Origin of the sequence: Paenibacillus sp. S25 (assembly GCF_019454085.1) — a bacterium.
Lineage (GTDB): Bacteria > Bacillota > Bacilli > Paenibacillales > Paenibacillaceae > Paenibacillus > Paenibacillus polymyxa_B.
On record NZ_CP073683.1, the window covers coordinates 1682397 to 1695915 of the forward strand.

At 44.6% G+C, this 13519-nt stretch carries 13 protein-coding genes; 11 read left to right on the plus strand and 2 right to left on the minus strand.

Annotated elements, in window-relative coordinates; all coding sequences use genetic code 11:
* Position 1 precedes the first annotated feature (1 nt).
* Positions 2–496: a cation:proton antiporter regulatory subunit gene (locus KAI37_RS07280; RefSeq protein WP_025723302.1), complete on the minus strand. Its 495-nt coding sequence runs from the start codon at positions 494–496 to the stop codon at positions 2–4.
* A gap of 207 nt (positions 497–703) precedes the next feature.
* Positions 704–1099, minus strand: coding sequence for a hypothetical protein (locus KAI37_RS07285; RefSeq protein ID WP_025723301.1), 396 nt, complete (start codon positions 1097–1099; stop codon positions 704–706).
* A 240-nt stretch (positions 1100–1339) separates the two neighbouring features.
* Here KAI37_RS07285 and KAI37_RS07290 point away from each other — a divergent pair, with 240 nt between their 5' ends.
* From KAI37_RS07290 to trmL, 11 genes are all read left to right on the plus strand, one after another.
* Complete coding sequence (locus tag KAI37_RS07290) at positions 1340–2221, plus strand: putative sporulation protein YtxC (protein WP_220030988.1); 882 nt, start codon at positions 1340–1342, stop codon at positions 2219–2221.
* A gap of 61 nt (positions 2222–2282) precedes the next feature.
* Positions 2283–2858 (plus strand): 3D domain-containing protein, encoded by a 576-nt coding sequence (locus tag KAI37_RS07295; protein ID WP_025723299.1) that lies wholly within the window; start codon positions 2283–2285, stop codon positions 2856–2858.
* A gap of 84 nt (positions 2859–2942) precedes the next feature.
* Entirely contained in the window at positions 2943–3251 is a 309-nt protein-coding gene (locus KAI37_RS07300; RefSeq protein WP_023987799.1) for a hypothetical protein, read from the plus strand.
* 195 nt (positions 3252–3446) lie between these two features.
* Positions 3447–5033, plus strand: a complete 1587-nt coding sequence (locus KAI37_RS07305) for a S1C family serine protease (protein ID WP_076293744.1) — start codon at positions 3447–3449, stop codon at positions 5031–5033.
* 149 nt (positions 5034–5182) lie between these two features.
* Positions 5183–5872 carry a response regulator transcription factor gene (locus tag KAI37_RS07310; RefSeq protein ID WP_013309432.1) on the plus strand — a complete coding sequence of 230 codons (690 nt, stop codon included), beginning with the start codon at positions 5183–5185 and terminating at the stop codon, positions 5870–5872.
* Between the two features lies 1 nt (position 5873).
* Positions 5874–7352, plus strand: coding sequence for a sensor histidine kinase (locus tag KAI37_RS07315; protein WP_068940117.1), 1479 nt, complete (start codon positions 5874–5876; stop codon positions 7350–7352).
* Positions 7353–7463: 111 nt separating this feature from the next.
* Positions 7464–8420 carry a 4-hydroxy-3-methylbut-2-enyl diphosphate reductase gene (locus KAI37_RS07320; RefSeq protein WP_013309434.1) on the plus strand — a complete coding sequence of 319 codons (957 nt, stop codon included), beginning with the start codon at positions 7464–7466 and terminating at the stop codon, positions 8418–8420.
* Positions 8421–8683: 263 nt separating this feature from the next.
* On the plus strand, positions 8684–9721 hold the full coding sequence (aroF, locus tag KAI37_RS07325; RefSeq protein ID WP_023987802.1) for a 3-deoxy-7-phosphoheptulonate synthase: 1038 nt from the start codon (positions 8684–8686) through the stop codon (positions 9719–9721).
* 271 nt (positions 9722–9992) lie between these two features.
* Complete coding sequence (gene glnA / locus KAI37_RS07330; RefSeq protein ID WP_071640069.1) at positions 9993–11417, plus strand: type I glutamate--ammonia ligase; 1425 nt, start codon at positions 9993–9995, stop codon at positions 11415–11417.
* 265 nt (positions 11418–11682) lie between these two features.
* Positions 11683–12774 (plus strand): 3-phosphoserine/phosphohydroxythreonine transaminase, encoded by a 1092-nt coding sequence (gene serC / locus KAI37_RS07335; protein WP_028542950.1) that lies wholly within the window; start codon positions 11683–11685, stop codon positions 12772–12774.
* A gap of 239 nt (positions 12775–13013) precedes the next feature.
* Positions 13014–13478 (plus strand): tRNA (uridine(34)/cytosine(34)/5-carboxymethylaminomethyluridine(34)-2'-O)-methyltransferase TrmL, encoded by a 465-nt coding sequence (gene trmL / locus KAI37_RS07340; RefSeq protein ID WP_071640070.1) that lies wholly within the window; start codon positions 13014–13016, stop codon positions 13476–13478.
* Positions 13479–13519: the final 41 nt, after the last annotated feature.

Here is a 13519-nt window from a genome sequence, read left to right on the forward strand (position 1 = left end):
ATCACCCGCTTCCGTTCATAAGGATTTGTTTAAAGCGTTTTTGCTGATCGCGTTCCCCAACAACCACTACAGTGGCATCATCGTTAATAATCACTTCAGGACCAGGATTTACATATTTCTTTCCTTTTTTCTCCACAATGGCAATAACAGTGGCTCCCGAATTTTGTCTTACATCCAGCTCACCGATGGATTTACCGACACTTGCATAATGAGATTCCACTCTATACCATTCGATAATAAAATCGTCAAACGTCATTTCTACACTTTCAAGCTGTTTGGGCTTATATGTCATACCACCGATGATGGAGGCTACCAATCGCGCTTCCTGATCATTCAGGGTTGTCATAGAAATACTTTGTTCCAGATCCTCGTAATCAAAGTGATACAACTCGCGCCTGCCATCATCATGAATAATAATGACAATTCGGTCGCCACTTTCTGCATCTATTCGATACTTAATCCCGATTCCTGGCAAAATAGACTCTCGAATATCCATTTGTAAAGCCTCCTGTATGATACGTTATTTAAATGAATGGTATGGGAAATAAATCACATACTTTGGGAGTGACATGGAAACTTTCTTTTTGTATTAAATTTTATAAATTAACATAAAAAACCTGATAAATACACTTTACGTATTACACTTATTGGGAAAGGTTAACAAATAGACATGCAAATGTGGTGATGTGCATGCAAAGGGAGGTTAAGCCACATAACTAGAGGTGAATTTGATGGGGAACAAGTACAATTGCTTCTTTAGTTTGCAAATGACAGGAATAAAAGGCAGACGTAGTTTAGGGATGCTCAATAGCAGCACAAGCGCTATCAAAATGACAAAGGGAAGTGATTTGGCCGCAGCAATCACCAGATGAAGTAAAGGGGAGGATTTGCGTATAGCTGGTTTGGAATGGTGCTCCAGCCCGTGAGAGTCTGTTTCTAACGAGGAAATATCAGCATGAGGCATAAGAGAAGATCCCGCCGTAAACTGAAGGGATTGAGTGGTGTCCTCCGCATGAAACGTCACAGGAAGGGACAAAATCTGAACGAGGCTCAATATGACAATCATGAATGTACGCAGCATGTTCAGCATCGTTGACATCTTATCTCCTCCCTCTTGTGAAAAATTCATATCACTATAACCTTAACATACCCCACCCTAAATATTCAAACGTCTTTCGTTTTTTTTCCTATATCACAGTAATGTTTATAACACGCCAACCGGCTTTTTGAAACCAGATCATCCTCTTTTGAATATGTCTTTCTGTTTCCAGTCGTTCACTTCGTATAACCCTTCAGAGGCCGCCATATACTGAAAGCAGTGATCGAAAGGAGTGAGCCAATGGAACTGTTTACAGTGTGGACCAATACAGACGGAGATCAGGAAACCGACCGGTTTTACGAAGTGGTCAAAAGTAGAACAAAGGGACTACATATGTCACGGCGCGGATTTCGATTCACTTTCAGACAGCTGGATAACAAAGTGGCATGGACCTGCAAGGGCACAGAAAGCAATTCGGCGTTTGAAAGCTTTCTCCCCTGTGTATACAGCATCATGTCTTCGGCAATATCGGATTATATTATCGAAGTCAAGGAGTGGGGGCTGCTCAATCTCATTCTCACCAAAGCCTGTTCGCTGCTGGAGAAAGAGGATACAGAGCAAATTCGCAGTATGATTCGTTCACTGTTAAACGATGATGGCCCCAGAGGTCGTTTGAAGCGTCATGGTAAGCTGACTACTCTCCTAGAGAAGGATTTCAAGGAGCTTCGTGTGATCAATTTGGAAGGACTGATTCAATTTAGGCTCCATGCGTATAAAAAAGAGCTTGAAGAAATCGTCGACTATGCTATGGAAGAATTCTGGGCAGATCGGCAATACGAAGAATTTATGGGGCTGCTTAAATATTTTGTTTTTTTTCAGGAAAGCAAAGTTCCGCTCGTACACGTACTTCACCAAGGCGGACATAATTTTACGATTCTAGATAGTGCCATGGTGCCCATACCGACTCCTGATGCAGATGACATCATTGTCGAGATGCCAGGCATTGAACTGGAAATGGAGGTCGAGGATCGAATCGTGAGCACCCTTATTTCGATTTCTCCTGCTTCCATTATATTGCACACAGACGATGAGCACACCCCCATAGTGCGGACACTCCTGCATATTTTTGAAGATAAAGTGAAGCTGAGTAGACTTTATCCAGGTCAGGATGTTCAAAAATAATAATCTGTTCGTATAAACTAATGGATTTCTGGAAAGCCTTTGCCTCAAGGGGAGGTTTTTTATGAGATCCATGTTGGTATGGAAACGGATTTTGGGAACCGTGTTAATTGCAACCTGTCTGGTATTGCCCGGCAATGAAGTTTACGGTCACAAAGAACCGATCCAGCATAAAAAATGGCAGTCCACACCTGTTTTAGCTCCACGTGAAGAGCAGGTTATTACGACCATGACGGTCACGGCAACAGGGTATACAGCAGGCTATGAATCGACTGGCAAACGGCCAAGTCATCCCGGTTACGGTATTACGTATTCCGGTGTAAAAGTGCGCCGTGACAAGAACACACTGTCTACGATTGCGGCTGATCCCAAAACGTTTCCTTTGGGAAGCATATTGTACATTCCAGGTTATGGATACGGGATTGTAGCAGATACAGGTTCTGCGATTAAGGGCAATAAAATTGACTTGTATTTTAAAACAACCCGGCAGGTGTATTCTGAATGGGGCAAGAAAGATGTAGATGTTCAAATCATAAAAAAAGGGAACGGAAAATGTACGGAAAAGATGGTCAAATCGCTCCAAAAGGCGATAGAAACGCATAAAACTATTCCGACCGCGACACTGGATGCTTCCATATAATCCTTGAATATTGTTTTTTCCAACATCACATACTATGTTGCGGGATGAGCTTATCCCGCAAAACATACTGGGAGGTTGAGAATTATGCCAAATCAAGGCGGAAGTTCTTTTACGAACAAAGGCTTCAAGGCAAGCGCAGGAAATCAGTTCAAAGCGGAATTTGCACAAGACAATACGGTAGGTGTCGTTTCACAAAAGGTAAAGCAGTCTGAACAAAATAAAATTCAAGACAACTTTCAGACACCAAATGAGAAGTATGATGAAGAATTTGCAACAGAACAAGGCGGTACAGGTGCTGTAGCTCAAAAAGTTCAAAACTCCAGTCGCAACAAAGTTCAAAACAATGCTCAAACACCGAACGAAAAGTTCGACGAAAACTTTAACACGAAATAAAAAAGCATATACAATTGATAATGCTCCGGATTATATCCGGGGCATTTCGTTTTAAGTGAAAGTGATTAGGTACAATAGGTCTAAGGTTTTATCTCCTTTTTAATTGTTTTTAAGGTGGAATTAAGGTTTAAAGTGCAAAATAAAGTCAGTTAAACAACACCACCTTGAAGCATAGGGTTTGGGAGGAGATATACAATGGACGAATTTAAAAATAATAACTCCGGACGCCGGAACGACAACGATCAGGTTGATACCGATAACGCAACTCGGCAAAACGATTCGAACGGTTCCTCATATTATTATTCTTACGGCCCTTTTTCTTCAGTTCAATCGGACGGACAACGTAAGGAAGGGCAATCGGTGGAAAAGGATGTTGAGATTACGCCACCACAGGCAGTGAGACCTCTTCCTCCCTCATACCATCGCGCTATGCCTGAGCAACAGGATGGTTCGGGTCGGAATGGCGGCAACTGGCAATTCAAACCGAATAAGCCCAAGTCGCAGGTGAAAACAATTTTCTTATCTTTTTTGGCCGGGATGCTGGTCATTACGGTATTAATGTACACAGCTGACCGAACAAATATGTTCACACCCGAGACGGCGTTGACTTCGGCGGCAGCTGAAAGCGGAGAAACGACTAATTCAGGAACAACCGGCTCGACTCCAAGCGCAGTTCCGGCTGTGATGCCTTCAGGTACCGCTGATGTTCAATCTGTTGTGGCCAAGGCTGGGCCGGCAGTCGTCAAAATCGAAACGCTTGCCAAACAAACCAGTGGCAGTAGCGGCAGACAAAGCAGCCCTTATTACAATGACCCACTGTATCAATACTTTTTCGGTAATCAGTATGGTGACAGTGGCAGCAGCGGTAACAGTAATGAAAATGAAGGTAGCAACAGCGGACAGTTGACTCCGCTTGGTATTGGTTCCGGTTTTATTTTTGATAAATCGGGTTACATCCTAACCAACAACCATGTTGTTGAAGGCGCGAGTGTGGTTCAGGTTACAGTAGAGGGGACTAATAAGCCTTACGAAGCCAAAGTCTTGGGCAAAAATGCTGATCTTGATTTGGCGGTACTTAAAATTGAAGGCAAAAACAACTTTCCGACAGTAACTTTGGGTGACTCCGATAACGCTAAAGTCGGCGAGTGGATGGTGGCAATCGGCAACCCTGAAGGCTTTGAGCATTCGGTAACAGCCGGGGTGCTAAGTGCGAAAGAACGTACGATCACCATTAATAGTGAATCGACTGGAAAACCGACGCAATACAAGCATCTCATTCAGACGGATGCGTCCATTAACCCTGGTAACTCTGGCGGACCGCTGTTAAATCTGCAAGGGCAGGTTATCGGTATGAACGTAGCTGTTAGTGCAGACGCACAGGGAATCGGGTTTGCGATTCCGTCCAATACAATTTTGGAAGTCGTCGATAAGCTGAAAAATAACCAGCCTATCCCCAAAGAGCCTGTACCTTTCATTGGTGCAAGTCTGTTAAATTTGAGTCCTGAAGTAGCCAAAGAACTGGGTACATCCCTGACCGAAGGCTCGGTTGTACGGGATATTATATACAAATCACCAGCTTATCAGGCTGATCTGCGTCCTTACGATGTGATTATCGGAGCCAATGGCACGCCTTATAGCACTTCACAAGAGCTGATCCAGTTCATTCAAAAACAAAAAGTGGGTACAGCACTGACGCTTAACATCGAACGAGCTGGGCAGAAAAAAGATGTTCAGCTGAAAATAGGCAACAAAAATGACTTTAGCTCGACGCTTCAGCAATAAGCTGATAACTCTACAAAAATGAACATGTGCACGCAAGAAACGGAAGGAAGATCCCTTCCGTTTCTTGCTGTATGGAGCAGCCAGATGCTACACGCGTCTACTCCTGCTACAATAGAGGGAAAAGAAGAGATAAAGGAGTTCGATCGTGTATGCGTTCTACTATTCTGATTATTGATGACGATGAAAAAATTGTTTCCATGCTGCGCAGAGGGCTGGCATTTGAAGGCTATGAAGTGCTGACAGCCGCCAATGGAGCAGAGGGATTAAATAAAATGCTGACAGCTGAGCCTGATGTGGTCGTGCTGGACGTAATGATGCCGCAGGTCGATGGTTTTGAGGTATGCCGTCGCATGCGGGAGGGTGGAAGCACGGTACCTGTTCTGATGCTTACAGCCAAGGATGAGGTTGAGAATCGGGTTAAGGGCTTGGATCTAGGGGCCGATGATTATCTCGTCAAGCCGTTTGCTTTAGAGGAGTTGCTGGCACGAGTGCGAGCGCTTTTGCGGCGTAAAACCGAACAACAGGACAATAACGGAAATCGGCTTACCTTCGAGGATTTACAACTGGATAACGAATCCCGTGAAGTGGTTCGTGGCGGCAAACGCTTGGAACTGACAGCCAAAGAATTTGAACTGCTCCATTTGTTCATGCAAAACCCCAAGCGTGTTCTGTCGCGTGATCTGATTATGGACAAAATTTGGGGCTATGACTATAGCGGAGAATCGAATGTGCTGGAAGTATATATTGCCATGCTACGACAAAAAACGGAGCAGGATGGCGGTAAACGACTCATTCGTACAATTCGGGGAGCTGGTTATATTTTAAGAGGTGATGTGTAATATGTCTATTCGGTGGCGGCTGACAGCTTGGTATTCGAGCATCTTGGCTATTGTACTTGTCATTTTTGGTCTGGCTATTTACGGACTAGTATATTACTACACATATAATGAAGTGAAAAGTCAGCTTATGACTCAGGCGCCACAGATTAACAAGCAATTACGCCTTATTATTAAAGGGGGATTGTTTGAAGTCCCTAACCTGGATTTAGGATTGGAGCAGGGGCGTGGAATAGATGACTCACAGCTATATGTACAAATTTACAATTATACGTCCGGGGTTACCAAAACCACACAAAATATGAAAGACCTCAATATTACCTTCCCTGTTCCATCTACAGCGGCAGGAGCAGTTCAAAATGAGGGGATTCGACGTGTGAACGTAAATGGGGATTCCTTTATGATTATTCAACAGCCGATCAAATCCGAGGAGTTGGGCTTGGTGGTCGGGCTGCTACAGGTAGGACAATTCACGGGCTCTCAGGATCGACTCATGAACAGGTTACAAAATGTGCTTGTATACGGTTCGTTGTTTGCATTACTCGCTGCTGCGACTTCAGGTCTCTTTCTGGCTCGCAAGTCTATGAAGCCGCTGGTCAAGGTCATTGAGGGGGCCAATCAGATTCAATCCAGTAATGATTTGAGTGTACGGATTGAATATGACGGACCACCAGATGAAATTGGACAATTAATCGGGACGGTTAACAACATGCTGGGGCGTACAGAGGTGTTTTACAAGGAGCTGGAAGATGCGTACGGTGCACAGCGCCGTTTTGTGGCCGATGCTTCCCATGAGCTTCGTACGCCGCTAACGACAATCCGTGGCAACGTTGATTTTTTGCTCAAAATGTGGACTACCGAACCAGGAGAGCGGCCGAATATGGATGAAGAGATGATTCGCGAGCTTTCTATGGAGGCATTAAATGACATGGCGGATGAAGGCAAACGGATGAGCCGTTTGGTGAGTGATATGTTGTCACTCGCGAGAGCGGACACAGGGAAAACGTTCGATAAGACTCCCGTTGCGTTGGAACCGCTTGTAAGTGAGGTTGCCCGTCGTGCTCAGTTTTTAGAGCGAACGGCCGAATGGAATGTGGGCGATTTTTCGTTGCTGAATGGTATTTATATGGATGGCAGCAAGGATTATTTGCAGCAAATGCTATTCATCTTCATTGATAATGCATTCAAATATACACCTGAAGGCACAGTTCGATTTGATGCCATTATTTATCAAGGACAGGTGGGGCTACGGATCAGTGATACGGGCATTGGAATGGATAAGAGTGAGGTTCCCTTTATTTTTGACCGCTTTTACCGGGCAGATGAGTCACGCGGGGTGACGGAGGGAATTGGGTTGGGGCTATCTATTGCCAAGTGGATTATTGATGAACATCACGGGTCTGTGGAAGTGGTTACGCGCCAAGGAGAAGGAACGACATTTGTCATCTGGCTTCCGGTCAGCTTTTCCGCGCCTTTGGAATAGGCTATAATAGGAAGGCAACTACATCATAGAATTGGCCGGTAAAGGCTTGGATGCCCACAGCTACCGAGTTATCGGAGCTGTATACTGTGTCGAAGAAAGCGGGGGCTCATTTTGGAAGTACTCAGAATTTCGCCCCGGGGTTACTGCTACGGCGTAGTCGATGCCATGGTATTGGCACGTCAGGCAGCCAGAAATCTGGACTTACCCCGGCCTATTTATATATTAGGCATGATTGTGCATAACAGTCATGTCACCAATTCCTTTGAAGACGAAGGGATTATTACACTGGACGGGCCGAACCGTATGGAGATTTTAAGCCAGGTAGAGAGCGGCACTGTTATCTTCACTGCTCATGGCGTATCACCAGAGGTTCGCAAGCTGGCACGAGACAAGGGGCTGACTACGGTAGACGCGACTTGCCCTGACGTCACAAAAACGCATGATCTGATTCGGGAGAAGTCTGCCGAAGGCTATCAGATTGTTTATATTGGCAAAAAGAATCATCCAGAGCCGGAGGGAGCTATCGGTATTGCTCCTGACCATGTTCATCTGATTGAAAAGGAAGAAGAGATCGACAGTCTTACGTTACCAGCTGGCAAAATCCTTATCACGAATCAGACGACCATGAGTCAATGGGACATTAAGCACATTATGAAGAAGCTGCTGGAGAAGTTCCCAGGTGCTGAGATACACAATGAAATCTGTTTGGCGACGCAGGTACGTCAGGAAGCGGTAGCTGAGCAGGCTGGACAGGCGGATCTGGTGATCGTTGTCGGTGATCCGCGCAGTAACAATTCAAACCGATTGGCTCAGGTTTCGGAGGAAATTGCTGGTACAACAGCTTATCGTATCTCTGATGTGACCGAGCTGAAGAGGGAGTGGCTTGAGGGCGTAGCCAAAGTGGCTGTGACTTCTGGGGCTTCCACGCCGACACTGATTACCAAAGAGGTTATTACGTATTTGGAGCAGTATGATGCGGCTAACCCGGATACGTGGGAGATTCAGCGAACCATAGATATGAAAAAACTGCTGCCTCCTGTACGGGAGAAGTCAAAAACGACGAAATAGTATGTGATTGATTACAGCCGTTATTCGGATACAACCATCCGGATAGCGGCTTTTTAAATTGTTTTAATTTATAGATATTATTCGGTTAGCTTCACTAAGTTAGAATATTGAATAATTCGGGATAATTAAGCCTTGACGAGTATAGCTAAAACAGGTATAGTTGCTTTAACGAATAAAAGCTTAAAAGCGAACAAGCGTCTAAGTGTCATAATATCAGTCTATAATGGGTTAATAAAATATGTATCATAGAGAGGAAGAAAAAAATGATCGTTATCGCTGGTGTTCAAACACCTGAAGAGCATATTCAAGCTATTGTTGAAGTTATTGAGAAAGAAGGATTGCAGGCTCATGTATCAAGGGGATCGGATCGCACGATCATCGGACTGATCGGTAGCGTAGAGCCCAAACTGGCTGAACATCTGCGTCAAATGAAAGGCGTAGAAAATGTGGTTAAAATATCGAAGTCCTACAAATTGGCCAGCCGTGATTTTCATCCGGAAAATACGGTTATCTCCATTAAAGGTGTAAATATCGGCGGGGGCGAGCTTGTCATTATGGGTGGACCATGTGCCGTTGAATCTGCTGCACAGATAGATGAAATTGCCGGATTGGTCAAAGCAGCAGGCGCGCAAGTTCTCCGTGGAGGTGCTTTTAAGCCGCGTACAGGGCCTTACAGCTTCCAGGGAACTGGTGTAGAAGGTTTGATCATGATGGCTGAGGCAGGTCAAAAGCACGACCTCCTGACCATCACAGAGGTCATGACACCTGAATACGTAGACATTTGTGCGGAATATGCCGATATCCTGCAAGTAGGTACACGTAATATGCAAAACTTCGATCTGCTGCGCAAGTTGGGTACTTGCGGCAAGCCAGTGTTGCTCAAACGCGGCTTTAGCTCGACTTATGACGAGTTCTTGAATGCTGCCGAGTACATCTTGGCAGGTGGCAATCCGAATGTTATGCTGTGTGAGCGCGGTATCCGCACATTTGAAACCTACACCAGAAATACACTCGATTTGTCTGCGATCCCTGTGTTGCAACAGTTGAGCCATTTGCCGGTTATTTCCGATCCTAGCCATGGCACGGGTAGACGTGAATTGGTTGTTCCTATGACGAAGGCTTCGGTCGCTGCTGGAGCGGACGGACTAATTATTGAAATGCATACAGATCCCGACAACTCGATGACGGGTGACGGCGTACAATCCCTGTTCCCAGATCAATTTTCAGATTTGCTGAAAGATTTGGAAATATTGGCTCCTGCTGTGGGGAAAACATTTCACACGCCTAGTACCATTGCTTAAAACCAATGTTTAACATTAATGCATAAAAGTTTTGCTGCAACGCAGTAATGAGATTTAAATTACCTAAAAGCCCGATGTTTCGGGCTTTTTGTGCTATTCAAATGTTATCAAGGGCGTAAGCATATCTAACATTAGTTTAAAAAATACCTTACATAGCTATTGACCCGTGTCATGTTTGAGATTTATAATGACGACAGAAAAAAACATTCGATCATGAACATTTCAGGGTTGTATAAGACTTAATGTTCGGAAAAATTGGGAGGAAGAAGACATGTCCGTTGAAAACGTATTGAAAACAATTCAGGAAAATAATATTGAGTGGGTAGATTTTCGTTTTGTAGATTTGTCTGGTCGTGCTCACCATATTTCATTGCCAGCTTCCGAAGTAGATGCAGAAACATTTGTTAACGGTGTTGCTTTCGACGGTTCTTCCATTCCCGGCTATCGTGGCATCGAGGAATCCGACATGGTTATGCTGCCCGATCCAGAAGCGGTTTTTATCGACCCTTTCACTCAGCATCCTACACTGAATATTCTGTGTGACATTGCTACGCCAGATGGCGAAAAATACGACCGCGATCCTCGCGGCATTGCAAAAAAAGCTGAGGAATTTCTGCAATCCGCAGGAGTGGGCACAGCAGCATTTTTTGCACCTGAGTCCGAGTTTTTCATCTTTGATGATGTTCGCTACGAAAGCGGCATGAATAGCTCCTCCTTCTTCGTAGATTCCGAGGAAGCAGCTTGGAACACGAACCGTAAGGAAGAAGGCGGCAACCTGGGCTTTAAAGTGGGAGTGAAGGGCGGATATGTACCTGTAGCGCCAGTAGACACCCAACAAGATATCCGTAGTGAAATGTGCCGTTTGCTTGAAGAAGCAGGTCTGAGAATTGAGCGCCATCACCATGAGGTAGCTACGGCAGGCCAAGCGGAAATCAACTTCCGTTTTGACACACTCAAGAAAACAGCAGATAACCTGCTCGTTTATAAATACATTGTACACAACACAGCTCGTCAATATGGTAAAGTAGCAACATTCATGCCGAAACCAATTTTCGGAGACAACGGAAGTGGTATGCACGTTCACCAATCCATTTTCGATGGCGACACTCCTTTGTTCTACGAAAAAGGTGCTTATGCTAATCTGAGCGAAATGGCCCTTCATTATATTGGCGGTATTCTGTACCATGCACCTGCATTGATCGCTTTGACAAATCCAAGCACAAACTCGTTCAAACGTCTCGTTCCTGGCTACGAAGCACCAGTTAACCTGGTATTCTCCAAAGGTAACCGTTCTGCGGCTGTACGTATTCCAGTAGCGGCTGTTACTCCAAAAGGCTGTCGGATCGAGTTCCGTACACCAGACTCCACTGCTAACCCTTACCTTGCCTTCTCAGCGATGCTGATGGCGGGTCTGGATGGTATCAAGCGCAAATTGAACCCAATCGAATTGGGTTATGGTCCACTTGACACCAACATCTACGAGCTGTCTGACGCTGAAAAAGGTAAAATCCGTAGCGTACCTGGTTCATTGGATGAGGCTCTGGACGCTCTGGAAGCTGACTACGAATTCTTGACAGAAGGCGGCGTATTTACGAAGGACTTTATTGATAACTATGTAGAGTTCAAACGCTCTGAAGCTAAATCGGTGAACATCCGTGTTCATCCGCACGAATATAGCCTGTATTTTGACTGCTAATAAATCGATAGCATAGCTGCTTTGAATAACAAGCATGAGCTTACGGGTAACATTTGTTAATCAAGATAGGTCTCCGGTCTTATGCCGGGGACCTTTTAATATTAAAGCGAAAATTACAAAATAAAGATGTTAAATATGTTAACATTCACAGTTTTGTCACATCATAAATGAAATTGAAAACATTTTTATACAAGTCTTGAACGCATTTATGAATACTGCTATCATAGCGATAATATCCACACCAGAGTAGAGAAGGGATGGGAATTTGTTGAGTAAGAGAGCCTACAATTTTAATGCAGGACCAGCGGCATTGCCGCTCAAAGTACTGGAACGTGTACAAGCTGAATTCGTAGATTTCCAGGGAACAGGGATGTCGATCATGGAAATGTCTCACCGTGGAGCTGTGTATGAATCTGTTCATAATGAGGCGCAGGAACGTCTGTTATCTCTGCTGGGCAATCCACAAGGCTACAAGGTGTTATTCCTACAAGGGGGCGCAAGTACGCAGTTTGCAATGCTACCTTTAAATTTCTTGCGCGAAGGACAGACTGCGAGCTATGTAATGACAGGTAGCTGGTCGGACAAGGCATATAAAGAAGCCAAGCTACTGGGCAAGGCTCATATTGCCGCATCCTCCGCTGATGAGAAGTACATGCGTCTTCCGAATGTGGATTCCTTGGACTTGCCTGAGAATACTGCTTATGTGCATATGACGTCCAACGAAACGATTGAAGGTACACAATTTAAGCAATTCCCGGATACGGGTTCCGTACCATTGATTGTGGACATGTCCAGCGATATTTTTTGCAAGCCTTTTGATGTTACTCAATTTGGATTGATTTATGCTGGCGCACAAAAAAATCTGGGACCTTCTGGTGTGACGGTCGTGATTGCCCGTGAAGAGTTGCTGACTTCCTCACCGGACAATATTCCTACGATGTTGCGTTATAGCACATATGAAAAAAATAACTCTCTCTACAATACTCCCCCATCCTTTGCCATATACATGGTGAATGAAGTGCTGAAATGGATCCAGGAAGAAGGCGGTTTGGAAGGCATTGAGCGTGTGAACCAGCAGAAAGCTGCTTTGCTATACGACCGTATTGACAGTAGCGAAGGCTTCTATCGGGGTTGTGTGGACAGCGCTGATCGCTCTATCATGAATGTAACCTTCCGCCTCGCGAATGAGGATCTGGAAAAACAATTTATTAAGGAATCCGAACAGGCCGGATTTATCGGACTGAAGGGACATCGCAGTGTAGGAGGGCTTCGCGCCTCGATCTACAATGCTGTTCCACTGGAGAACTGTCAAGCATTAGCCGAGTTTATGGACGGATTCAAGCAACGTAACAGTTAATTACGCGGACATATATTTCGATACACGATATTTAAAATCGAAAAAGTAAATGTAGAGCCTTCCCTGAATGTGTATAGGGGAAGGCTTTTAGTGGTGTGGGTTGAAATTTTTGTCGTTTGATGTTCATATCTGTCTGATTTTGTTAAAATAAAAGAATGTGTATGTTTTTAATGTATACACTTTGGTTAAACTGTAGGTTATTTGTCTGATGAATTTAATGATGAAGGGAACGAAACGTGATGCCATTACATATTGTGCTTGTCGAGCCGGAAATCCCGGCTAACACAGGAAATATTGCCAGAACGTGTGCTGCAACCGGAACTCATCTGCATCTGGTAAAGCCGCTGGGCTTCCGTACCGACGATGCCACGTTAAAACGGGCTGGACTTGATTATTGGTATGCTGTCCACATTGAATATCACGATTCTTTTGCTGAAGTGCAGGAGAAATATCAGGAAGGCCGCTTTTTTTATGCGACGACCAAAGCGAATCAGCGATATAGTGATATTGCATTTCAGGATGGAGACTTCTTGGTATTTGGTAAAGAAACGAAAGGTTTGCCTCCAGAGCTGCTAGCTGCTAATCCAGATACATGTATCAAGATGCCTATGTCTGATAAAGTAAGATCTCTAAACTTGTCGAATTCCGCTGCGATTATTGTATATGAAGCGCTGAGACAAATGGATTTTCCGGATTTATCATAAAGAGCATCGAGTGAACAAGTATAAATGCGAATAAAGAACCA

Excerpts from the sequence above, each read along its gene's own strand:
- KAI37_RS07280 (WP_025723302.1), bottom strand. The coding sequence starts at position 496 with ATGGATATTCGAGAGTCTATTTTGCCAGGAATCGGGATTAAGTATCGA.
- KAI37_RS07285 (WP_025723301.1), bottom strand. The coding sequence starts at position 1,099 with ATGTCAACGATGCTGAACATGCTGCGTACATTCATGATTGTCATATTG.
- KAI37_RS07290 (WP_220030988.1), top strand. The coding sequence starts at position 1,340 with ATGGAACTGTTTACAGTGTGGACCAATACAGACGGAGATCAGGAAACC.
- KAI37_RS07295 (WP_025723299.1), top strand. The coding sequence starts at position 2,283 with ATGAGATCCATGTTGGTATGGAAACGGATTTTGGGAACCGTGTTAATT.
- KAI37_RS07300 (WP_023987799.1), top strand. The coding sequence starts at position 2,943 with ATGCCAAATCAAGGCGGAAGTTCTTTTACGAACAAAGGCTTCAAGGCA.
- KAI37_RS07305 (WP_076293744.1), top strand. The coding sequence starts at position 3,447 with ATGGACGAATTTAAAAATAATAACTCCGGACGCCGGAACGACAACGAT.
- KAI37_RS07310 (WP_013309432.1), top strand. The coding sequence starts at position 5,183 with ATGCGTTCTACTATTCTGATTATTGATGACGATGAAAAAATTGTTTCC.
- KAI37_RS07315 (WP_068940117.1), top strand. The coding sequence starts at position 5,874 with ATGTCTATTCGGTGGCGGCTGACAGCTTGGTATTCGAGCATCTTGGCT.
- aroF (WP_023987802.1), top strand. The coding sequence starts at position 8,684 with ATGATCGTTATCGCTGGTGTTCAAACACCTGAAGAGCATATTCAAGCT.
- glnA (WP_071640069.1), top strand. The coding sequence starts at position 9,993 with ATGTCCGTTGAAAACGTATTGAAAACAATTCAGGAAAATAATATTGAG.
- trmL (WP_071640070.1), top strand. The coding sequence starts at position 13,014 with ATGCCATTACATATTGTGCTTGTCGAGCCGGAAATCCCGGCTAACACA.